General features: G+C 47.3%; 20 protein-coding genes. 13 read left to right on the forward strand and 7 right to left on the reverse strand.

Translation table 11 applies throughout. The features are described from left to right. Nucleotides 1-4: 4 nt before the first annotated feature. The 5 genes from JSU04_14620 to JSU04_14640 all read left to right on the forward strand — a co-directional run bounded on the left by JSU04_14620 (nucleotide 5) and on the right by JSU04_14640 (nucleotide 4,922). Complete coding sequence (locus JSU04_14620; GenBank protein MBS1971541.1) at nucleotides 5-1,525, forward strand: ABC transporter ATP-binding protein; 1,521 nt, start codon at nucleotides 5-7, stop codon at nucleotides 1,523-1,525. Then, on the forward strand, nucleotides 1,522-2,562 hold the full coding sequence (locus tag JSU04_14625) for an ABC transporter permease (protein ID MBS1971542.1): 1,041 nt from the start codon (nucleotides 1,522-1,524) through the stop codon (nucleotides 2,560-2,562). Before JSU04_14620 ends, JSU04_14625 begins: the two co-directional genes overlap by 4 nt. Further along, nucleotides 2,559-3,437 (forward strand): ABC transporter permease, encoded by an 879-nt coding sequence (locus tag JSU04_14630; protein ID MBS1971543.1) that lies wholly within the window; start codon nucleotides 2,559-2,561, stop codon nucleotides 3,435-3,437. Before JSU04_14625 ends, JSU04_14630 begins: the two co-directional genes overlap by 4 nt. Next, nucleotides 3,437-4,528, forward strand: a complete 1,092-nt coding sequence (locus tag JSU04_14635) for a hypothetical protein (GenBank protein ID MBS1971544.1) — start codon at nucleotides 3,437-3,439, stop codon at nucleotides 4,526-4,528. The genes JSU04_14630 and JSU04_14635 overlap by 1 nt, the downstream gene beginning before the upstream one ends. A gap of 103 nt (nucleotides 4,529-4,631) precedes the next feature. Next, a complete protein-coding gene (locus tag JSU04_14640; GenBank protein ID MBS1971545.1) occupies nucleotides 4,632-4,922 on the forward strand; it encodes a hypothetical protein in 291 nt (96 codons plus the stop codon). On the opposite strand, the gene JSU04_14645 is transcribed toward JSU04_14640, so the two are convergent. The 3 genes from JSU04_14645 to JSU04_14655 form a co-directional block, all read right to left on the reverse strand. Next, entirely contained in the window at nucleotides 4,923-5,645 is a 723-nt protein-coding gene (locus JSU04_14645; GenBank protein ID MBS1971546.1) for a DUF481 domain-containing protein, read from the reverse strand. Between the two features lie 148 nt (nucleotides 5,646-5,793). After that, nucleotides 5,794-7,017, reverse strand: a complete 1,224-nt coding sequence (locus JSU04_14650; protein ID MBS1971547.1) for a hypothetical protein — start codon at nucleotides 7,015-7,017, stop codon at nucleotides 5,794-5,796. Between the two features lie 81 nt (nucleotides 7,018-7,098). Further along, nucleotides 7,099-8,166 carry a hypothetical protein gene (locus JSU04_14655; GenBank protein MBS1971548.1) on the reverse strand — a complete coding sequence of 356 codons (1,068 nt, stop codon included), beginning with the start codon at nucleotides 8,164-8,166 and terminating at the stop codon, nucleotides 7,099-7,101. A 601-nt stretch (nucleotides 8,167-8,767) separates the two neighbouring features. Here JSU04_14655 and rnr point away from each other — a divergent pair. The 4 genes from rnr to JSU04_14675 all read left to right on the forward strand — a co-directional run bounded on the left by rnr (nucleotide 8,768) and on the right by JSU04_14675 (nucleotide 15,187). Next, the gene (rnr, locus tag JSU04_14660) at nucleotides 8,768-11,221 is read left to right on the forward strand and encodes a ribonuclease R (GenBank protein ID MBS1971549.1); all 2,454 of its coding nucleotides are present in this window, start codon (nucleotides 8,768-8,770) and stop codon (nucleotides 11,219-11,221) included. Nucleotides 11,222-11,288: 67 nt separating this feature from the next. Next, nucleotides 11,289-12,767 (forward strand): AarF/ABC1/UbiB kinase family protein, encoded by a 1,479-nt coding sequence (locus JSU04_14665; GenBank protein ID MBS1971550.1) that lies wholly within the window; start codon nucleotides 11,289-11,291, stop codon nucleotides 12,765-12,767. 4 nt (nucleotides 12,768-12,771) lie between these two features. Beyond that, the gene (locus tag JSU04_14670) at nucleotides 12,772-13,545 is read left to right on the forward strand and encodes a LysR family transcriptional regulator (protein MBS1971551.1); all 774 of its coding nucleotides are present in this window, start codon (nucleotides 12,772-12,774) and stop codon (nucleotides 13,543-13,545) included. Between the two features lie 136 nt (nucleotides 13,546-13,681). Then, complete coding sequence (locus tag JSU04_14675) at nucleotides 13,682-15,187, forward strand: cryptochrome/photolyase family protein (protein ID MBS1971552.1); 1,506 nt, start codon at nucleotides 13,682-13,684, stop codon at nucleotides 15,185-15,187. Between the two features lie 93 nt (nucleotides 15,188-15,280). Here the strand turns inward: JSU04_14675 and JSU04_14680 are convergent, their stop codons facing one another. Together JSU04_14680 and JSU04_14685 are read right to left on the reverse strand one after the other, a co-directional pair. Then, nucleotides 15,281-16,114 (reverse strand): flagellin FliC, encoded by an 834-nt coding sequence (locus JSU04_14680; protein ID MBS1971553.1) that lies wholly within the window; start codon nucleotides 16,112-16,114, stop codon nucleotides 15,281-15,283. Between the two features lie 519 nt (nucleotides 16,115-16,633). Beyond that, nucleotides 16,634-17,482, reverse strand: coding sequence for a flagellin FliC (locus JSU04_14685; GenBank protein MBS1971554.1), 849 nt, complete (start codon nucleotides 17,480-17,482; stop codon nucleotides 16,634-16,636). Between the two features lie 338 nt (nucleotides 17,483-17,820). Here JSU04_14685 and JSU04_14690 point away from each other — a divergent pair, with 338 nt between their 5' ends. The 4 genes from JSU04_14690 (at nucleotide 17,821) to JSU04_14705 (ending at nucleotide 21,100) form a co-directional block, all read left to right on the forward strand. Then, entirely contained in the window at nucleotides 17,821-17,970 is a 150-nt protein-coding gene (locus JSU04_14690; GenBank protein MBS1971555.1) for a hypothetical protein, read from the forward strand. Between the two features lie 19 nt (nucleotides 17,971-17,989). After that, the gene (locus JSU04_14695) at nucleotides 17,990-19,288 is read left to right on the forward strand and encodes an HD domain-containing protein (GenBank protein MBS1971556.1); all 1,299 of its coding nucleotides are present in this window, start codon (nucleotides 17,990-17,992) and stop codon (nucleotides 19,286-19,288) included. A 113-nt stretch (nucleotides 19,289-19,401) separates the two neighbouring features. Beyond that, a complete protein-coding gene (locus JSU04_14700; protein ID MBS1971557.1) occupies nucleotides 19,402-20,622 on the forward strand; it encodes a hypothetical protein in 1,221 nt (406 codons plus the stop codon). A gap of 175 nt (nucleotides 20,623-20,797) precedes the next feature. After that, on the forward strand, nucleotides 20,798-21,100 hold the full coding sequence (locus tag JSU04_14705; protein ID MBS1971558.1) for a hypothetical protein: 303 nt from the start codon (nucleotides 20,798-20,800) through the stop codon (nucleotides 21,098-21,100). Here JSU04_14705 and JSU04_14710 read toward each other — a convergent pair. Both JSU04_14710 and JSU04_14715 read right to left on the reverse strand, forming a co-directional pair. Further along, complete coding sequence (locus JSU04_14710; protein MBS1971559.1) at nucleotides 21,097-21,819, reverse strand: SDR family oxidoreductase; 723 nt, start codon at nucleotides 21,817-21,819, stop codon at nucleotides 21,097-21,099. The two genes, JSU04_14705 and JSU04_14710, sit on opposite strands and share 4 nt — an antisense overlap. Nucleotides 21,820-21,872: 53 nt before the next feature. After that, entirely contained in the window at nucleotides 21,873-23,057 is a 1,185-nt protein-coding gene (locus tag JSU04_14715; protein MBS1971560.1) for an acetyl-CoA C-acetyltransferase, read from the reverse strand. Nucleotides 23,058-23,125: the final 68 nt, after the last annotated feature.

Genomic DNA, 23,125 nt, shown 5'->3' on the forward strand with positions numbered 1-23,125 from the left:
TCCCATGTCAGGCCAGCCTGCTGTTGAATTCACTGGAGTTCTCAAACAGTTCGGAGATTGCATCTCGGTTCAGAAGTTGAGTTTTTCAGTTGCAGCAGGCAGCATCCACGCCATCGTCGGCGAAAACGGTGCGGGCAAATCCACTTCAATGAAAATACTCTTCGGGCTTTATCCGCCCGACGATGGCACTTTGAAAGTGAACGGCAAAGAAGTTCACTTTCACTCTCCGACAGATGCGATGAACCTCGGCATCGGGATGGTTCATCAGCACTTCATGCTGGCAGAACCTCTGAGCGCCTTAGATAATATTCTTCTCTTTCAGAAAAACACCAAAGCCTTTCAAAAGCTCAGCCGTCGTGAACACCGCGCGCGCCTGCAAAAGCTGGCCGAAGAATATCAGTTCGATATCAACTGGGATGTGCCGGTTCATCAGCTGTCCGTGGGAACTCAACAACGCATCGAGATTCTAAAAATTCTTTCGCAGGATTCAAAGATCATCATTCTGGATGAGCCAACGGCCGTGCTGACTCCCCAAGAGATTGATGACCTGTTTAAAAACTTGCGTAAGTTGAAAGCCGAAGGCCGCACAATCATCATCATCACGCACAAACTTAAAGAAGTGATGGCCGTTGCCGACGCCGTCACCGTTCTGCGTGCAGGGACTGCGACCGCAAATAAGAAAATCTCTGAAACCTCTGTTGAAGATCTCGCAGAGCACATGGTTGGCCGTAAGATCAAAAATCTTTCTCAGAGCAGCCGGACTCAATTTGCCAATCAGAACTTCGTCATGAAAATGACCGACGTGAATCAGGCTGACAAGCATGGCTCTTTGACCCACGTGAATCTGCAAGTTCGCACCGGCGAGATTGTCGGCATTGCGGGTGTCGAGGGCAACGGTCAGGATCAATTGATTCAAGCGCTTCTCGATCCGCACAATCTTAAAATCAAAGGTCAGATTGAAATTAAATCTCAATCAACTGTGAAGTTGAATGCCGCTCAGGTGCGCGCTTTGGGTTTAGCGGCGTTTCCAGAAGATCGCTTGCGCTTCGGTGTCATCAGCGAACGCCCGCTTTATGAAAACTTCATCTTGGGCTATCACAACTCTGCAGAGTATGCCCGCTTTGGCTTTTTGAATTTCAAAAATATCTTTGTAAAAACCAAAGCGGCGATGGAAAAATTTGACGTTCGCCCGCGCGATATTCAAATGCAGATTGGGCGTCTTTCTGGTGGTAACCAACAGAAGCTTGTCGTTGCGCGCGAACTGCAGAACAATCCTGATTTTATTTTAGCAGCCAAGCCCACGCGTGGCGTGGATATCGGTGCGATTGAATTTATCCATGAACAACTCTTAGAAGCCCGCAACCGCGGTGCTGGCATTTTGCTGGTCTCTTCTGAACTTGAAGAGTTGATGACTTTGTCAGATCGTATTTTGGTTTTATTCAAAGGACAAATTGTAGCCGAGTTCCTGCGCAACAATCAGTATAATGAGATTGAAATTGGCGCGGCAATGGGAGGTCATGCGTGAAGAAGACTTTTGCAGGCTTCCTCCTCGGACTCGTGATCGCTTTGTCATTGACGTTGCTTGCGGGCGAAAATCCGTTTCATATCGCAGGCATTTTGTTTAACAGCGCTTTTGGCTCCCGTTATGATTTGGGCCTGACTTTGTTCTATACAACGCCGTTGATTTTCTGCGGTCTTTCTGTGGCTCTCGCTTTCCACTCTGGATTATTTAACATCGGTGGCGAAGGCCAGCTGACGATGGCAACGATTACTGCTGCGGCGATTGGCGTCTTCCTGCCAAACGTGCCCTTCCCTGTGGCTCCTATTCTGGCATTGGCGGGAGCTCTGACGATGGGTGCTTTCTGGGGCTTCATTGCCGGTTGGTTGCGAGCGGTTCGCGGCAGCCACGAAGTTATTGTGACTATCATGCTGAACTTCATCGCCGCAGGTCTTGCAAGCTGGTTCACCTTGCGTGTGATTCCAAATCCGAATTCACAAAATCCTGAGACGGCTCTTGTCGGTGCCGGTTATCTTTTAAAAGACTACGATTTGGTGGCGAAGTTCTTCCCGGATACTCCGGTGAGTGCCGCCCTGGTGATTGCGATTTTTGTCGCCATCAGCGTGTGGGTGCTTTTGTGGAAAACGACTTTTGGTTATGAGCTCCGCACTGTGGGCGCAAATCCTGAAGCCGCTAACCGCGCCGGGATCTCTGAAAAGAAAATCCGCATCTGGGCGATGGGCCTTGCCGGCGCGCTGGCGGGCTTTGTGGCTCTGGGTGAAGTGATGGGAAGTGCGGGCCAGTTTAAAGTCGGCTTCTCTGCCGATTATGGTTTTATCGGGATTGCTGTGGCGTTGCTTGCTCAGAACAATCCGATCGGCGTTATTTTCGCCGCCTTCTTGATGGGCGCTCTTCACAAAGGGGCTTCCGACCTGGATCTTGAAACAACAACGATCACTCGTGATTTTTCTAAAATCATTCAGAGCTTGATCATTCTTGGCGTGGCTTCACATGGCTTGTGGGTCTGGAAAGCACGCAACAAGGGAAAGAAGCACCAGTCATGAGTGATACTTTACTAGTTCTTCTTTCTTTGCTGTTAGCGGGCCTTCGTATGGCAACTCCGATGATCTTTGCCTCTATGGGCGGCTTGATGAGTGAACGCTCTGGCGTTGTGAACATCGCGCTTGAAGGCTTTATGCTGACCGGCGCTTTTGCCGCGGCAGTTGTTGCTTATTATTCCCATTCTGCGTGGGCCGGCTGGGGCATGGCTTTAGTCGCCGGCTGTTTGATCGGCGCGCTGTATGCATTCTTTGTCATTGAGCTAAAAGCGGATCAAATCGTCACGGGAACGGCGATTAACATCCTCACTGTCGGAGTGATGCCGTTCTTAACGAAGATTCTTTTTAATTCGACAGGTTCGACTCCGGGGCTTGCACTCGAAGATCGTTTTAGCTTTGAGCCGACAGTGATGGCCTTCGTCCTCGTTGCAGGTGTGACTTACTGGTTCTATCAAACGCACTCAGGATTGTGGCTGCAGTTCGCGGGCGAACACCCTGAAGCCCTTTCTTCTGCCGGTGTCAGCGTTCGCAAAGTCCGTTGGTTCAGCGTCATCACCAGCGGCGCTTTAGCTGCCATGGGTGGTGCGAGTTTATCTACATTTTTGGCGTCTTCTTATTCTCCGATGATGACCGGTGGCCGTGGCTTTATGGCACTGGCCGCTTTGATCTTTGGCCGCTGGAAACCACTGCCGGCACTGGCAGCGTGTTTGTTCTTTGGTCTGACGGATGCTTTGCAAATTCGTTTGCAAGGGGTTGCGATCGACGGCGTGGAAGTGCCGGTTCAGTTTATTCAGATTTTACCTTATGTTGTGACAATCATTGCGCTTGCGGGCTTCTTTGGCAAAAGTGAGGCTCCTAAAGCATTAGGAAAGGTGTTGTGATGAAAACTCTTTTAGCTCTTTTGACAGTCGTAGGACTTTCTTCTCAAGCTCATGCTTGGGGCGGACGCGGGCACGCAGCCATCTGCGAGACAGCCGTGTTCTTGGTCAAAGAACCAGGTCTTAAGGAATACTTAAAAAATAAACCGCAAATGATGGGTCATCTTTGTAATATGCCGGATTTCTACTGGCGTTCATTCCCTTCTGAAATGACGAAGCTTGGAAATCCAACACACTTTATCGATGTTGAGATCACTGGCTTGAAAGTCACTGAAGTACCTACAGATTTCAAACAAATCGTTGAAACTTATACGGGCAAAGAAAACAAATTCAAAAAAGGCGCAACAATCTACAACGTCCCTTCTGAGTTCGGCTCCGTTTGGTGGCGTGCAGATCAGTTCTATCGCCGCTTCTTGACGTTTGGTAAAGACTTGGCAGCTGCTGAGCCACCAAAAAATTCTAAAGAAGAAACTGACGACAACCTTCCGTACAATAAGGCCGCCTACGAAATGGCAGTGAGCCTCGGGTTGATGGGCCACTTTGTTGGTGATGCTTCTCAACCTTTGCACAACACCGCGGACTACGATGGATATGCGACAGGCCACGGTGGCTTGCATGCTTACTATGAAGACCAAGTTGTCAGCGAGTTCGATGGTGATCTTCAAGCCCGCGTTTTGAAAGAAGCCCGTGCGATGAAGAATCCAAAGTTCTTAAAACCTAAAACGGTCGTCGAAAAAATGAAGGTTTTGAGCGAATCATCTATGGATGAGTTGAAACTGATCTTCAAACAAGACCCGGTTAAAAAGCCTTCGACTGTTGTGAATGAAAGAGGCATGGACATCCGCAAAGCGGCGGAACGTGAGAGTGCTGCCGTTGGCTACAAGAAATTCAATAAGATCATCGTCACTGAGTTAGCTCGCTCTTCTGTGTTGCTTGCTCACCTCTGGGATGAGGCCTATGCCGAGGCCGGCAAACCGGCTTTGGCTTCTAGCAAAATCTATAAATATCCACTGACAGTCGAGTTCATTGCCCCTGATTATTTGCCGGCAAAAGAAGAACCTAAAAAAGACGAAGCAAAGGCAGAAAAGAAGTAATCTGCCTTAAATCCTCAGCCAGCCCACGAAGCCTCAAGTCGCAAACGTTCATTCTGGGGCTGGCGCAAGGATAGTTATTTTAAACCCTCTCGGAAAGCTAACCATGAACGGCGCGATTTTCTTTCTTTTGGTCCTGGGGACCGCAACTGCTTATAGTGCAGATAACAACTGCCTGATGAGCGAACATCAGCAGAGCAGCTTGATCCTTTCCGAAGGTCCCAAGGCCTTGCTTTCGCAAACCACATCCGATTGTTTTCAAAGACTCTTCAAGGACGAGCTGGAACTTCTTCAGCGCCACGACTCTCCATTGGCTCAGGACCGCAAAGGTATTATCCAGAAGATGCTTCTTGCAGCGACTCGCGAAGAAGATGCCACAAATACCAACCACGAATAATTAGTAGCTCGCCACCAAGGTCGTCAGGAAAATTGTATCTGTTCTTTCTATCCCCGGCGGCGGTTCGTTCTGATACTTGGCAAGATAACTGACCTTCAAAGCCAACATCTGCGACAGCACCGCCGATACAGAGGCCTCTGCATTCACCAAATAAGCTTTGTTATCCGTCAAATTTGGTAAGTACTCGATCCAAACTTTTGCATAGCTGGTCTTATCGATGCTTTCCTGCATCTCGGTATAGAAGCGGAGAAAACTGGCATAGGTGTTTTCACCGTAGGTGTGGGTTTTGGAGTAACGGTAACCGGCTTCACCAAGCCAGTAAAAGTTGTCGCGCTTTACGAAGTAATACTTACCGCCGAGATCGAGGGAATCACGTTGAATATAGCCTGCGTAAGGATCGGCTTCGGACTTGTAGCCTAGAAACGCCGAGAAGGATTCGGTAATGATGCGGTCATAGCGAAGGCCCGCATCCCACGAAAGAGCGGTCTCAGTATCGTGGTCAGTATTACGAAGATAGCGACCGGCTAGAGTCCACTCATCCTTACCGATCAAATACTTATTCTCGGTCTTTGCGGCAAGACTGTTGGTGCTTGTGTTTCCGCTAGTGGTCGTGTTGCCGAGTTCAGAAGAACCCCGAAAGCCCTGCTTATCTTCTGCGGACTGAGCGTGAACAAAAGTGGTGGTCAGTAGGATGGATAGAATCAGCAACGAACGTTTCAACATGAGGTTCTCCTTTGTTAAGAACCGATATGCCAAAACCCAAAGGACATGACAAAGAGAAGGGCCGGAATTTGCGCAGAAACAAGGACTGAAAAAAACAAAAGGCCCTGTGTTTCCACAGAGCCTTCGTCACTTTAGACTTAAGTTCTTATTAGAACATGTAAGTCAAAGAAGCGTTCGCCATCAAGTTGTTAGCATTGATAGCACCAGTTCCTACAGAAGCAGGTACTGAACCCGCAGCTAATGTAGAATCAAGAGTGAATTTGTTGAACTTCATACCAGCACCAACAGCAACAGTTGTGTTGTTTGCGATGTTTGAAGAAGTTTCACCCGCGTTCACTTTTGTAGAACCCAAGATTACGTTTTGTTTCGCAGAAGCACGAAGAGTCAACCAAGAAGCCGCATCAGCCTCAACACCGAGGATGAATGGCAATTGAGTTTGTTCTTGAGTGAAAGCATTTTGAATCGTTGTATCCAAAGCACCAGGAGTGATGTCTTTCGCTTTAGATTTGAAACCGATGTAAGAAACTCCGTAGAAGAAGTTCATGCCATCAGCTTTCATTGTATCGATTACGCCCACTTCGTATTGAGATTGCTCGATAGTCACTGCAGCAGTTGTAGCTACAGGAGATGTCAAAGCCAAACCTTCCAACTTAGCACCGTCTTGGTAGTAAGTACCGTAGACATACATAGTATTAAACCAGTAGCCGCCAGTTACTTTAAAACCAGTTGTACCTTTGTAAGTAGAATCTGCATTTGCACCAACAGTTGCAATACCGATGTTGTTACCAGCAGTACCAGTTGCGTTGCTGCCAAGACCCAAAGTCAAACCAGCATCCCAGTTAGAACCGATAGCCCCGATACGAACGCCCATTGCGTCTTCTTTTTGTTGGCCGCCAGCAGTTTTTGGCTCAGCTTTAGAGTAGCTAAGAGCAGCGCCCCACTTAAGATCCATAGCTTGGAAACCGTACATAACTTCGATTGGGTTGATTTGACCAGCATAACCCATCAAAGATCTCATTCTTGTAGTGAATGGAGATCTTCTACCCATGTAGAAACCGATTTTGCTGTCGCCGTAAGACTTAACAAAACCACCTTCAGCGTCTGGGCTGTAAAGTGTAATACCTGTTGTTGAACCGTTAGTGATGACGTTCTCTGGAGTGTTCGCACCAGTTCTGTCAACAGTAGCAGAAGTCGCACCCATTTCAAGAGTCGCAAAATCGCCCAAAAGGTATGATTTCGCTGGGTTGTCGAAGATAGATTGCGTGTCAGTTACGCTAGCTGCGTTTTGCAAAGAAGCCATACGTGCTTTAGAAGCAAACGCAGGAGCTGCCATTACCAAAACTGCTGAAGCTGTAATTAGTGATTTAAACATTTCATAGCCCTTTCAAAGTTGTAAACTTTTAGCAAAGTCAAAAGGCCCACTTTTGTGGGCCTTATAGACTGACTATTTATATTAGAAGTTGTAAGTCAAACCAGCGTTTGCCAACAAGTCTGTACCGTTGATTTTACCAGTAGTTTGACCTGCCAAAGAAGCATCAAGCATGAATTTGTTGAACTTGATACCTGCGCCAGCAGAAACTTTAGTGTTGTTAGCCAAAGTAGCTGTTTCGCCTGCAGTGCCTGAAACCGGAGTAGTTTTAGTAGAGCTCAACAATACTGTTTGAGTTACTGAACCACGGAGAACCAACCAAGAAGCTGCATCAGCTTCGATACCCATTGTGAATGGAAGGTTAGTTTCTTCAACTTTGTTAGCTTGCTTGTCGTTTTTTGTATCCATTGAGTAAGCCAAGCCCCAGAAGAACTCGCCGCCGTCTACTTTAGTAGAGTTGATAGCACCCAAAACGATGTTGCTGTTTTCGATGTCATGAGTCGTGTTACCAGCATTTTCTGATTTACCGCCACCCATAGCGTAGCCACCGTAGAAGTACCAAGCATCCATAGTGTAACCAGCGCGAAGATCAGCAGAAGATTTGCCAGTCCATTTAGTTTCAGCACCAGAAGCACCGATTTGAGCTGTATCAGTCAAGCCGAGACCCAAGCTAGCATCCCAAGCTCCCATTCTCATACCACCAGTCAAACCCATAGCAGATTGCTTACCGTTAGTAGTGTCTTTGCTATCGTTGTTTGAGTAGTTCAAACCAAGACCCCAACCGATTTCGCCAGCTTTAGCTGAGTAGAACAAGTTGATTGGGTTGTTTTCGATTGGCAATGTGTTCAGAGCTTGTTGTCTAGTAGTAGTAGCAGTGCCAGTGTGACCTACATAGAAGCCCCAACGTGCATCACCCATAGCGCGAGCAAAACCAGCTTCAGCACTTGGTTGAGTGTTTGAAGTGTAAGTGTTTGTAGCACCAGTTTCGAATGTAGCCCAAGTACCCATCAAGTTAAGATCGGCTGGGTTTACAAAGATAGTTTGAGTGTCAACCAAGTGACGAGAGTCACTCAAAGAAGACAATCTAGCTTTAGTTGCGAAAGCTGAAGTAGAAGCGAGTGTAACCGCTGCAAGAACAAGTAGCTTTTTCATTTCGTATCCTTTCGTTGCAATTATAAATTTATATTTCCTATAAATTTTTAAAATCCATTTTCGGTACACAAAAAGGTTAATAATCAAATAAACCTAGATCAATACAAAAGTTGAACGTCCTTTCTTAAACCTCTTAAAATTGCTGCGTTTGCGAGCAAAAAGGTGTGACGAAAAACCCTCATCTGCGCTCAAAAGAATTTTCTTGCGACTCCGTTTTCAGAATGAAATTTTCAGCATATTTAACGACAAAAGACTTCATTGTCCCCATCATTAAAAAAATCCGCAAACCCGCTGTGCTAGCCACTTTGAACGCTTTCTTTGCACACAAATTTCTTTTTAAAAAATCACACGAATGCTTCCATATTTTGAGTGGAACAAACGGCGGTTAAGAATTTGTCTAAATTTGCATTTGACGCGAAGGAACAAGTCTAGAATTATTGCACTAGATCAAGGTCGAGTTCCGCGGTGCATTTTCGCCAAAATATCCGTAAAAGCTTTCTCTTTTTAAAATCCTGGACCAAGGTCCAGTGACTTTTGACAGGCACATCACCCAGATCGCTTCGTGACTTATGGCTCGACCATCCCCATGATGAAGATAACTATGTTTAAAAAGAAATTCCTCCAAGGCACGATCAAGCGACACCCAGATGGATTCGGATTCTTCATCCCTGACAATCCAGAACACCCCGATGTCTATATTCCCCGCTCTTCCATGGAAGGGGCTATGACAAGCGATAAAGTAATGATCGATGTCACTCCAGAAAGAGGCGGCGAACGCTTCCGCGGCGAAATCATCCGCATTGTCAGCCGTGGCTTCAAGCAAATCGTCGGTGCTTTTCATGTCATTAATGAGAAACAAGCCATTATTAAAGATGAGGGCAAGGGCTGGGGCGAAGATCTCAAGATCGCGCTCACAGATTCTATGGGAGCTAAAGAAGGCCAGCTCGTCACTGCACAGATCCTCACCTATCCAGAAGATGGCAAGAAATTCACCGGCAGAGTCACTGAAATTATCGGCGACGCAATGGATCCGATGAATGACATTAAACGGGTGATTGCCGTCAATAATATCCCGCAAGAGTTTTCACCCGCGACTTTGGCTGAAGCGAAAAAATTTCCAGCGCAACCGAGCGAAGCTGATTTCAAAGGACGCCGCGATTTGCGCCCGCTCAATTTGATTACGATCGACGGCGCTACTGCAAAAGACTTCGACGATGCCGTTTACGTAGAGATGAACGATAAAGGCTTCCTACTATATGTTGCGATTGCAGATGTGAGCCATTACGTCCGTATCGGCACATCTATGGATAAAGATGCTTATGAGCGTGGGACGTCCGTTTACTTCCCGAATTTCGTGGTGCCGATGTTGCCGGAAGCTCTCAGCAATGGACTTTGTTCTCTGAATCCGCATGTTCCAAGACTTTGCCTCGTAGCTGAAATGCAGTTTGATTTCAATGGCAACACACTTCGCACGGACTTTTATGAAGGTGTCATGGAAAGCAAAGCGCGCGTCACCTACGGGCAAGCGCAAGACGTGATCGACGGTATCGGCGACGAGAAATTCAATCACGTTAAAGAAAACATTCTTCGTTGCGCGGATCTCGCAAAAATTCTGATGGCAAAACGTTTCAAAGAAGGCTCGTTGGATCTTGAGATTCCAGAGACAGAACTTGAAATCGACGGCTCCGGCGTACCGATTGATATCATCAAATCAGAGCGCTTGTTTGCTCACCGCTTGATTGAAGAAATGATGTTGGCGGCAAACGTTGCTGTCGCGACGTTCCTCGATAGCCGTAATGTCCCCGCTTTGTACCGTATTCATGAACCACCGAATGAACAAGCCATCAGCGTTCTCGAGAAATATCTTTGGAACTTCGGCGGCAAAACAAAACTCGGTACAGATAAGCTGCAAAAACGTCTGACCAAAGCCCTCGAAGAATTCGAAGGCAAACCTCAGGCACAAATTCTGAATATTCTGACTTTACGTTCAATGAGCCAAGCAAAGTACAGTTCAAATAACGTCGGCCACTTTGGTCTCGGCTTTGAATACTATGCGCACTTTACATCGCCCATCCGCCGTTATCCGGATTTGATTATCCATCGCCTGCTGAAAAATCAGGTAATGCCGAACTCCGGTTACCGCCTGATGAGCGAAGAAGATCTTGTTTCAGCAGGAACGATCTTGTCAGCAGCCGAACAGCGCTCAACAAAAGCTGAACGTCAGGTTCAATCGATTAAAAAAGCCCGCTTCATGCAGAAGTTTGTCGGCCAAGAGCTCGAAGGTATGATCAGCTCGGTCGCGAAGTTCGGTATTTTTGTTCTATTGCGTGAATATGATTGTGACGGCCTTGTTCGCACGGATGATTTGGGCGACGATCGCTTTGAATTCGATGAAGAGCATTTACGCCTCTTCGGAAAACGCAGTGGCAAGGTCTTTAATATCGGCGATATGGTTCGTATTCAGGTGGCGGCAGCAGATCCTGAACTGGGCCAAGTAAACTTCTTGCTCGCGGAGGGCGATAATGCTGAAAAAGGCAAAACCGCCGACAAAGAGAAAGCGGAGCCAAGTCTTCGTCCCCTCTTCAACCGTGGTGATAAGCGCGAAGGGCAGAAACAGAAATTCGAGCCTCGTCGTCCACAAGGTCGTGGCGATAATCGCTCTGAATCAAAACGCGGTGGCCGCCCAGAACGCCGTGGAGCTCCAAGAATAGAGTACAAGCCCGAACGTTCAGATAAAGAAGAAAGCTCTGCGCCTGGAAAACCAAAATCTGGCCGCGAGTTCTTCTTTAAAGGGCAAAACATGTCAGTTCCTTCGTCGGCCCGCTCTCGTAAATTGCAGTTTGCCGATCGTTCAAAACTAAGTTCTAATGAAGTGGTCAGCGACGAGGAAGATTTTGAATCAAGACCTCCTCGTCAGGAGATCAAGGGTGGCCCTTCTAAAAACAGGCAGTCAGATCGGAAAGACTCTCAAAAACGCGGCAAGGCTTCGGATCATCGTGGGGGTGTTCGCAAGGCACGGGTTTCACGGGGTCGCCGAAAAAATAAAGCTCGGTAAGTTCATTGTCGAGCGCCTGAGTGCGTCTTCTGATCTTGAGAAACTGACGATTCCTGAGCGCCTGCGCATGAGCTTCGAAGAACTAGGGCCCACTTTTGTAAAGCTGGGTCAGGTTCTTGCTTCTCGTCCCGATCTTATTCCTGAAGAATACACGACCGAATTCGAAAAACTCCATGACCGCGTTCAAAGCATTCCGTTTGAAGTGGTCGAAGGCGTTTTGAAAGAAGAATTCGGTAATTCGCTTTATCAAAAGTTTTCATTTATTGATCCAAATCCCCTCGGCGCTGCGAGTATCGCTCAAGCTCATTTGGCGAAACTTGCAACCGGCGAAACCGTTGTCATAAAGGTGCAACGTCCTGGAATTATTCAAACCATCAATGATGATCTGAATGTTCTTTATATGTTGTCGGAGCTGCTGACGGCTTATGTGCCCGAGACACGCGCTTACAATCCGACGGGGATTGTCGATGAGTTCTTTAAAACTCTCGAGCTTGAAACCAATTTCATCGTTGAAGCGAACAATATCCGCCGTTTCTCTGAAAATTTTGCGGCCCACGATGATATTAAGATTCCAAAAGTTTACATGGACCTCACCACCGAGCGTGTTCTGACTTTGGAAGCCCTCGAAGGGATTCCGCTTAGTCAAGAAAATGCATTGAACCAAGAAGGTATCAACGCTCAAGAACTCATTCGTAAAGGTCTTCGCGCCTACATGAAGATGGTTTTTGCTGACGGTCTTTTCCATGGGGATCTGCATGCCGGCAACTTCTTTGTCCTTCCGAACAATCAAATTGGTTTGATTGATTTTGGCGTTGTCGGCCGCTTGAACAATAAAACTCAGGCTGCGGTTGCGAACATGCTTCTGGCACTTTCCCGTGAAGATTATGACCGCTTGGCTTATGAGTACGTAGATCTTGCGCCGTTTACCGACAAAGTGAATGTGGACCTGTTTGCCAAGGATTTGCGTGAGCTGATTGCACCTTACTATGGACTGACTTTGAAGAACGTCAACCTTGGACGTATTTTGATGTCCTCTTCTTCGATTGCAGCTCGTCACCACCTGACTCTGCCGACAGAATTGATGCTGTTCTTTAAATCGATAGTTTCAATCGAAGGTATCGGCCGCCGTATCATTCCGGATTTTGATTTCCTGAAGTATGCCATCGAAGTCGCCAACGAACTCGTTAAGCATCAGGTGGATCCAAACAAGATGATGGGGGAAATGGCTCAGGTTCTGCGCGAATCGAAGAACTTCATTCACGCACTGCCTCGCCAAGCCAACTTCTTGTTGAGAAAAATCAATAGCCCGGCCCATGCCTTTCGTTTGAACGTACCTCAGGTTGATGATCTGAAGCGCTCGATTGAGGTTTCTTTCAATTTGCTCTTTTTGGGCGTGATTATCGCCGCATTGATCGTCAGTGCTTCTTATATTTTTACTCAACCCACAGAAAATCACATCAACGGCATGCCGACGATGAGCTTTGTTCAGTATATGTTTGCCCTCGGACTCGGAATCGTCGCATTTTTTAACTATATTAAAAAGTAGGTCTATGCAGCAGCTTTATTACGAACTCAGCGTTTTAGCCAAAGCGATTCACTTTAAAAATCTTTCAGCGGCTGCGATTCACGTTGGATTAAGCCAGCCACAGCTGTCACGTATTATCGCTCGCATTGAGGATGAGTTTAAAGTCATTCTTCTTGATCGTTCGGCAAAAAGAAAATCCAGCTGGACGCCAATTGCTTTTGAAATGGCCGGCATTTTTGACCGCTCCATTCGCCGCCTTGGGACGGAACTTCAGGGGCTGAGCCAGAATAACGCTGTGGCAGAGATTCACATTGGCACTCTCGAAGGGATGGCGGACTTTGCCATCGATACTTCAAAGGTTTGCTTTGAAGATGTCGGTATTAAGAAGATCAGCCTTGATATTTATGACCTCAATGAGCTGGATTCAAATTTCTTGGCTGGCAACTTGGATATGATTTTTACTTCAAAAATCCCGGGCCGTCAGAAATTCCGCTATTTGCTTGAAATCGGCTCTCAGGTCCTTGAGAAAATCAGCAGTAATAAAAAATTCGGCGTGTTCTCGACATTTGAGTTCGGCCGTTCACAAAAGAAAGAGCTCGAAGGCTTTGAGCACCTTTTTATTTCAAACTCGCTCGCGGTTCGTAAAGCGTGGCTTGAAAATGTCGGCGGGGTTGGGTATGTCCCCTCAGAGACTCGCAAAGGCAAAGTGAAAGAACACGAACCGGTCTTCTTGATTGGTTCAGAACTGTTAAGTCCCATACTCTGGGAAAAGCTTGAGTCCGCTCTTTCTAAGAACTAATTGTTTTCATTCAGAAATCTCGAAAAAGAAAAGGCGCTGCTATCAACAGCGCCTTATAGACTTTTAACATTTCGTTCTATCTGGATTGGAGTTTCCTGAGCCCTTCTTGTTACTTTGGAAAGACACTAAAGGAGGAATGATGAATGCCTCTAAAAGTCTTTTTCTCATTCAAGCAGATCAGCTCTTTCACCCTCGCTATCTCAAAGACCACCGTAACGATTTGTTTCTAATGGTTGAAGACCGCGCACAGCTGACGGCCTATAAATATCACAAACACAGACAAGTCTTTTATATATCAGCGATGCGGCACTATGCCCATGAACTGAAGCATTTAGATTTTAATCTGGTCTACATGGAGCTACCGGAAACCAACGGTCTTTCCTATGAAAAAGTTGTAAGTCGTGTTCTCAAAGAAAGTGGACTGCAAAAAATAACGAGCTTTGAAATTGAAGACAAAGAGCTTGAAAAGCGCCTGCAGACATTCTGCCGCCAGAATGGTTATGAACTCGAAGTCAAAACCACTCCGTTATTTTTAAATACTCGCACAGACTTTAAAAACTACTTGGAAAAAAACGTGCGCCCATCGATGAAAAGCTTCTACGAAGAGCAGCGACGTAAGTTCAAAGTCTTGATGGAGCCCAACGGTGAACCCATTGGCGGCCAGTTCCGCTTTGATGATGAAGAACAGTTGAAGTGGTCTCACGCCAACGGCACACCGAAAATTCCTATTTCCGTTCATGACGATATCGACCACAGCGTGATCAAACTGGTTGAAAGAGAATTTCCAGGTCATCCCGGCGAAGCGTTGACCTCGTGGTATCCTGTGACTCGTGAAGCGGCCGAGCAAGCGCTGGATGACTTCTGCAAATACCGCCTGCCTGAATTCGGGCCCTATGAAGAATCGCTCTGCCCCAAGGAGGATTTTCTTTTTCACTCCGTCCTAGGACCCTTACTAAACGTCGGCCTACTGGCCCCGGACGATGTGATCAACAAGGTCTTACAACACTCAAAAGACAATCCGGTTTCGCTGAACTCCCTAGAGAGCTTCGTTAGAAAAATTCTCGGCTGCCGCGAATACGTGCGCGGGATCTATCAGAACTTTGATGAGTTTCAAGAACAAAGTAACTTCTGGAAACACCAACGCCTGCCAAATGAAAACTGGATCAAGGCAAAAACTGGAGTTCCTCCGCTGGATGATGCCATCGAGAAAGCCGTGCGCTTGGGCTACAACCACCATACGGAGCGGCTGAAAATTCTTTGTAATATGATGAACCTTTCAGAGCTACAGCCTAAAAAAGTGTATGACTGGTTCATGTCGATGCACGTCGATTCCGCGGTCTGGGCGATGGGACCTAATGTATATGGAATGGGACTTCATTCGGACGGGGGAATATTTTCAAGCAACTTGCCAATTTGCGGATCGAACTACTGGATGAAGATCAGCAATTACAAAAAAGAAGATTGGTGTCATGAAGTCGATGGACTGTTTTGGCGATTCATTGAAAAACATTATGATTTCTTTGAGAAAAACCCTCGACTCACGATTATGACGACAAACCTAGAAAGAATGCAAAGCGACCGTAAGGAGATGCTTTGGAAAGCGGCCGAAGCCTTCCTAGCCCGAAACACAGTTTATCCATAAAAAAAAAGCCCTGGTTCCCCAGAGCCCTCGAAAAGGTACCAGGTCGCTTTTCCGGGACGCAAAGCGACACGAAACAGGACCTGGCACTTATTATTAGCCCAACAACTTTAAGGCAATTTGCTGTGAGTTGTTTGCTTGTCCTAATACTGAGACACCTGCTTGCAACAAGATATTATTTCTTGTCATCTCAGAAGTCTCGGCAGCAACATCCGTATCACGGATACGAGAGTTTGCAGCAGACAAGTTCTCATCAGCGACTAACAAGTTGTTAGAAGTCGATGTCAGACGGTTTTGCATGGCGCCGAAATTCGCCCGGATCGCATTCACTGAGATCAAGGCGTTATCGACAACGTCCAAGCTCAATTGCGCTCCTTCTTTCGTCGCAGCACTTTCCGCCGTGAGTCCCAAGGCATCGAGTGAGGCATTTGCTGCCGCCGCGTTGAAAGAGATGCGGTCTTTGAATGGATCGTTGTGAGTACCGACTTGGATGTCGATAATTCCACCGGTTCCGTTCAAGAGATCATAACCGTTGAAGTTCGTTGATTCCGTCACACGTTGAATCTCAGATTTTAACTGCTGATACTCCACGTCCAAGAATTTTCTTTCCGTATCGCCGATCGTATCAGAAGCGGCCTGGACTCCCAATTCTCTCAGACGGATGAGCATATTTGAAACTTCATTCAAACTGCCCTCTGCTACCTGCACAAGGGAAATACCATCGTTGGCATTTCGATTGGCTTGGCGCATACCGCGGATTTGCGCTCTGAGGTTTTCAGAGATCGCAAGTCCAGCAGCATCGTCTGCCGCTTGGTTGATCCTCATACCTGATGACAATCTTGCCATCGAAGTATTCATCGATCTTTGCGTGTTGCCCAGATTCTTTTGGGCATTCAGCGCAGCGACGTTCGTAGTAATTCTCATACCCATATTATCCTCCTTGTAACATCTGATCCTCCGGTGATCTTTGCCATCCCTTGGCAATGAGGCACATCCTTGCGCCTGCTAGTTATTTTGTTTTCTTACCAAAAATCAAAAACTCTAAATTAAAACGACAAAACGAAATCTTGGCTTAAGATTTCTTCCGACATCGGAGCACATTCTATGCTTCGAAGAGATGAAAGTTCCTTGCTACGAAATGCGTCCATGCATTTCAAAGAGATAAAAAAGCAAGATCCTTGTATGTACTAACACTCTCAACTTCGGCTCGGTCCAAAAGGCTTCATTCTTAAAGCCAGAGACTTCGCTTCTGCGAGCTCAAATTCATAAATCCATTTTCAATTCTCTATTTCCATTTTCTAAATATGGGGTTGCGTGAGCAACCCCATGCGCAGGAAACAGATTTACAATACAGTCAGCATGTTACGTGTAACAAGCCTGGGCTATTGAGGGTGATCTTGAAGTTATAAAGTCAAGATCGGGAACCTGGGTCTAGCCAGAGTTAATTAATTAACCCTGGAAAGACTTGTTCAAGAGTCCAAGTGCTACGTTAGCTTGCTGATTCGCTTGTGCTAGGACGGATGTACCGGCTTGCAACAAGATATTATTTCTAGTCATTTCAGATGTCTCTTCAGCGACGTCGACGTCTTTAATACGTGAGTTAGCTGCAGACATATTCTCGACGCTGACTTGGATGTTACTAACGGTCGATTGCAGACGATTCTGAATCGCACCGAAGTCCGCGCGCATCGCAGAGACCGACACGATCGCATTATCGATCGCAGCAAGTGCATTCTGCGCTGACGCTTTATCAGCGACGCTTGTGAGATTTACGCCCAGGGCTGCTGAGCTTGCATCTGCTTTCGAAGCATCGAAAGAGATACGGTCAATTTCAGGATTATTTCTAGTACCGACTTGGAAGTCCAAGATCGATCCAACACCTGCTAAGAGTTGAGTTCCGTTGAACTCTGTACCCTCTGCGATACGATCGATCTCTGAAGTGAGCTGATCATATTCCACGTTCAGGAATTGGCGCTCTGTGGGCCCAACAGTATCAGAAGCGGCTTGTACGCCCAACTCTCTGAGACGAATTAAGATCGAAGAGATCTCATTCATCGAACCCTCTGCCACTTGGACTAGAGAGATACCGTCTTGTGCATTTCGAGCGGATTGTTTTAGACCGCGAATTTGAGCTCTGAGGTTTTCAGAGATCGCGAGTCCCGCGGCATCGTCGCCGGCGCGGTTGATTCGGAAACCCGAAGAGAGCCTTTCCATGCTCTTATCGAGACCTAACTTCGTGCCCCACAGAACTCTCTGTGAATTTAACGAAGCTGTGTTCGTATTAATACGCAAACCCATAATTCCTCCTCCTTGAAGATTCACAAGTTTCGATCCTTGAAACTTGGGGTGCCGTCTTAGCACCTGAATGGGTAGTTACTCTTACCTTACTCATCGGAGCCCCTGAAAAATCCTAAAGTGAGATTTTCCATTTTTGAGAAAATCTGGGCTAAAGACCGTTCAGTTTCGTCGTAGGCTCAAATATATGCGTTTTTAGCGCCAAAATAGCTCTGTAAATATCTCCTGAGTTGTCGCAAATCATGACAGTAAATGGCCGCTTCTTCTTAATGAGCGCGATTCTGGTGGTTTTTGGCTCGGCCCGGGCTTTGCTTTATAGGTAGTTATCCCAGGAGGGATATATGGCAACTAAGAGATACTCACCTGCACGACGCACACTCCAAGTTTTGATCGTTTTCATTCTCTCTGCGATCATCAGCAGAACTGCGTTCGCAGCGACATCTAACGTCGAAAGCCGCGCCCAGCAATACTCTTGCTATTCAAATATGTGAGCGGTAATGTGATTTCCCTATGGAAATCAGAGATCCCGTCCACGGCTCCATTTATTATTCCGAACCCGAAGTTGCTGTTTTAGATACAGCTGAATATCAAAGACTCCGCGCTATCAAGCAGCTCGGTTTTGCTGAATTCAGTTTTCCGGGTGCAACCCACAATCGTTATTTGCATTCTGTGGGCGTGGCTCATCTCGCCGGCCAAGCTTTCGATTCCATTTTCAAAGCTCTGCCATTTTCCAAGAACTCTACACGCCTGCGCCTGCGCCAAGCCTTTCGTCTAGCAGCTTTGTTGCATGACGTGGGTCACGGTCCTCTCAGCCATACATCTGAGTTGGTGATGCCACATGTGGAAAGCTTGAACGTCAAAGTCTACGAACAAAGCATAAAACCAGAGATGCATAAAAACCGTCGCGCGAATCACGAGGACTATACTATTAAGTACGTCACGGATTCTCAGATCGCGGAAACCATTCGTCATGGGTTCCACGACCTTTTGCCAATTCATGTGGCTTGCTTGATCGATAAGACTCTGATTTGTCCCGATGACTTCTTTATGGATAACGGGATTGACTATCGCCCGATTCTTTCTCAGCTCGTCAGCTCCGAACTCGACGTTGATCGTATGGATTACCTCGAGCGCGATTCTTTCTTCTGCGGGACAAACTACGGCAAGATTGATCTTGGCTGGATTTTGCAAAACATGACGGCGCGTATGATGGACGGGAAAATGTACCTGGCCCTCAACCGTCGCGCACTTTATGCTTTCGATGACTTTTTGATTTCACGTCATCATATGTATCTGATGGTTTACTTCCATCATAAGAGCATCATCTATGAAGAGATGCTGAACCGTTATTTAACTTCTCCGGACTGCACTTTCGTCCTGCCTTCAGACATTCAGGAATACACTAAGTACAACGACTACAAGTTGCATGAACATTTGGCGTCAGCTCAAAATCCTTGGGCGCAGAGAATTGCGCAACGTAAACCGTACCGCGTGTTGGTCGAGCTTCATAATACGGCTGAAGACGGTCGCGCAGAGAACATCAAAAAGATTTTGGAAGCTGAAGATATTGATACTATTTGGGCGAGCTCGAAAGCACGTCTATCTAAGTACCATACTGCTTCGGCTGAAGACCGCGCTTTGCAAATATACGTGGTCGACCAGTATGACCGCATGGACAAGGCCACTCCGATTGACCAAACGACGGAGATTTTCTCTCGTTATGAGGGAGCACGTATTATCGATCGTCTTTATGTCGATCCGGACAATTATACGCGAGCTGAAAAGCTTCTTGTGGACAAACGAGTCTAAGCAAACAAAGGGGCCACGGAGCCCCTTCTGTTTTTTTATAGAGCGGGGAACGAATTTTTCCTCATTCCCTTTAGTAGTTCCGCAATTATCCCGATCTAGACCTAGGGAGTGCGATGAAACTACGCCGAGCCTTTACTTTTTTGGTAGTGTCTCTTTTTGCGACATCGAATGCATTTGCAGTCGGAAGTGATGCCGTCGCAAGTGGTGCGGCCGCAAAGGGCGGAGGCGCAGCTTCTTCAGGTCCATCCCCTATCGTCGTCAGTGTTGATGCCATCGCCGCGATGGTTCCGGCCGCTGCCAGTGCGCAGGCGATTCTGACGATCCCCGGTCTTGCGCAGATGCAAGCCGGAAAGGCCGAGTTTGCAACCAGCAACCCTGCTTGCGCCGCTCAACAACTCCAAGCTGAAACTATCTGCCGCGAGAAGACGAATCCCGACCTGCAAAAAACGGCGATGGTGATCAACGGTCTTATCTCTGGAATGAATGCGTTGAATGATTCCTGCAGCACAAGTTCAAAAGTGATGGCTCTCGCCTCAGGGGCATTGACGGCTTACACGGCTGCTTGTGGTATGCTCCGCTTCCGCTGCGAGAAAACTTGTACGACGGCGAATGGGGCTCTGGTGAAAATTCAGGAATCCCTTGCGCAATCTGCAACCTGCGCTCCGATGAACCCCGTTGCGGGCGGCGTGTGCGCGGGAATTATTGCCAAGTACACTGCCGAAGCGACGAAACTGAATGCCGCAGTCACTAAAGAACTCAATCCGGCGGATCCAACGGTCACCGGCGGTCGCCTGAAACTTTGCACACATGAATATGCGGGTCTTTTAATTTCGGCGGGCCTCGGTATCATGTCGGTTGCAAAGACTTTTGCGCAAACAAGCAAATGCGATAAAGACACTAAGGCGGATTCCAGTTCGTCATCTTCGGGTGCTGGATCAAGCACGGGTACAGGCAGCAGCGGTTCATCGTCTTCTGCAACTGTGACTCCTTCACCGACTCCAACTCCTGTCGGCACAGTACCACTCTCTTTGGTTGAGCAAACTGGAACCTACGCAGGAACCGCAAGCTCCGGCACCTCTGCAGAAACAGGCAAAGTAGGACTCGCACCATCAGCGATGGCCCAGAAGAGCCGCGAAACCGCTTCAGCGGTCGCAGCGGATTCTCCGTATCGTTCGTACTTACCTGGTGGCGATAAAGATCCATCGAAGGCTGCAGCTGCTACAGGCAATGCGAACATTCAACGTGAGATTACAAGTGCGAATGGTAAAAACAATTTCGAGAAAATTCGCGAAAGCTTCCGTAATCACAGCAAATCGCTCCTCACGAGTCCTTAATCCACCAAGGATCGTTCTCTTTTTTTTGTAATCATCTCGGGAACAATTGTCACTTATGCAGAAGAACAGACTGTTCCTATCTTCTGGGATCAGTTTAAAGATCCCACTTTAGATATCGTTTCGGAGCCGAGGGATTCCGTTGATAAGTCTTCAGCGTTTCAAGTACAGTGCTCTTATGAAAACACTTATTATTCTTCTTATGATTTCTTCCGCAAGTTTCGCACAAGCGGCAGTTCAGTTCTCTGCCGCTAGTCCACTGAGCAAGAATCAGCAACGTGCCCTGACTCGCGCCCTAGAGACTCGCTGCCGAATCCAAAGCTACACGGTTGTCGAAAGCCGCACGCTTTTGGGTAACGGCAATGTCTACTTCACAAACTTCGCAGTTTTGCGCCCCAATGGAGGTATCTTCAGCCAAATTGATACAAGTATCAATTCAGCTGCACGAGTTCTGTGGGTCCGAGGTCCTCTCTGTCCTTAAGAGAGGATCAGGTTTTGTCCGTTGATGGAAGCTCCGAGGGGGCTCACCAGGAACGTGACTGTCTGAGTGATTTTGTCCGGCTCAGTAATTCTGAGCGAAGGATCGATCTGCTTTAGTTTTTCTAATGCTTCTTTAATCGATTTTGCGCCCGGGTCGTGCGCCAAAATATACTCTTCAGTCAAAGCAATCGAAAGTGTGTTCGCAGTAATGTTGAATTCGCTGACCTGTTTTGACAGTGCCGCTGCGAAACCTTTCAGGCCGGAACGAACTGCCTGAACAACAACATCCTCTTTGACTTTCGCAGACGGCGAATCATTCAAAAGATAAATCAAACGCCCGCGCTTGCGATTTTTGAAAAACGCCAGCACGCCTTGGCTCAAATAGAGCGAGCTCTTCAAATGCTTATCAAACATCTGATCCAAACCTTCGAGAGGTTCGTCCAGCTTCATTGGCGTCGGCTGATTGATCATCAAAGCATCGATATACATATCCAAACCGCCAAACACCTGAGAAGCGCGGCCGATCAAATCTTTGATTTGATCTTTGGAAGAAAGATCGCAAGGCAAGAAAGAAGCACGGCCAAACTTGTCGTTGATTTCCCGTGCATCATTGATTTGGTTAATGAATGGTTGTGGAACCGATTTATCTGGATCAAGAATCACGCAATCTGCTCCTAGACGCGTAAGCCCCATGACAATACTCGAGACCGTGCTGCTCATTGGCCCTGCGATCAGAGCCACTCTTTGATGTAAATTAAAACCCGCGTCCACTCTTAGTCCATTCTCTCGATGATAATTGCAATCCCTTGACCGCCGCCGATGCAAGCGCTGCCCAGAGCATACTTTGCTTTACGGCGATGACTTTCATAAACCAAGTGGTTCATGATACGCGTGCCGGAAGCTCCCAATGGATGGCCGACCGCAATCGCACCGCCATTGACATTTGTTTTTTCAGGATTCAAACCAAGTTCTTTTTGCACGGCCAAGTATTGAGCTGCAAAAGCTTCATTCACCTCAACAAGATCCATTTGCTCAAGCTTCAATCCCGCTTTTTGCAAAGCCAAGCGTGAAGCACCGGCTGGGCCGATACCCATGATGCTTGGATCACATCCCACAGACGCGTAAGAAATGATTCTTGCTTTAGGCTTCATGCCGAGCTCTTTGGCGCGTGTCTCACTCATCAACAATGAGCAAGCCGCTCCATCCACGATACCCGAAGAACCGCCGGCGGTGACAAGACCGTCTTTTTTGAAAACAGGTTTCAAAGTCGCGAGTTTTTCAAGCGTCGTCTCTGGGCGAGGGTGTTCGTCTTTATCGACGACCACCGTGCCTTTTTTGCCTTCGATCGTCACCGGGCACATTTCTTCAGCAAAACCGCCGCGGTCCAAGCACGCTTTATAGCGTTGTTGCGATTGCAAAGAGTATTTATCTGCTTCTTCACGGGTAATGCCATACTTCACTGCCAAGTTTTCAGCGGTGATCGCCATCGGAGTTTTTGAGTAAGCGTCCACCAAGGCCGCGGTCATGTAGTCTTCGAGTTCACCGTTACCCATGCGAATGCCACCAAAACGCATGCTGCGAGCCACATACGGAACCTGCGACATCTGCTCAGTTCCACCGGCCAAAACGACACTGGCTTCGCCAGTCTGGATCATTTGCACAGCGGAAGTCCAAGACTGGAAGCCGCTTCCGCAGAGGCGATTCACCAAAAGGGCACCGACATTGACCGGGACACCCGACTTCAAACCGATGTGGCGAGGAATATAAATCGCGTCCGCTCCAGACTGGATGACATTACCAAAAATCACGTGATCAACTTTGTCTGCAGACAAACCAGCTTGCTCTAAAGTTGCCTTAGCCGAGATGACACCCAAATCCGTCGCTGAAAGATCTTTCAGGACTCCACCAAAAGCTCCAAACGGAGTTCTTTTTCCAGAAATAAAAACGATATTTTCCATAGAATTTCCCAGCCTTATACAGAGGTTTAATCAATAGCGTAATGACAAGTCCTAGTGGGGTCAAATAA

Source organism: Bdellovibrionales bacterium (assembly GCA_018266295.1).
In the GTDB taxonomy this organism is placed as follows: domain Bacteria; phylum Bdellovibrionota; class Bdellovibrionia; order Bdellovibrionales; family Bdellovibrionaceae; genus JACMRP01.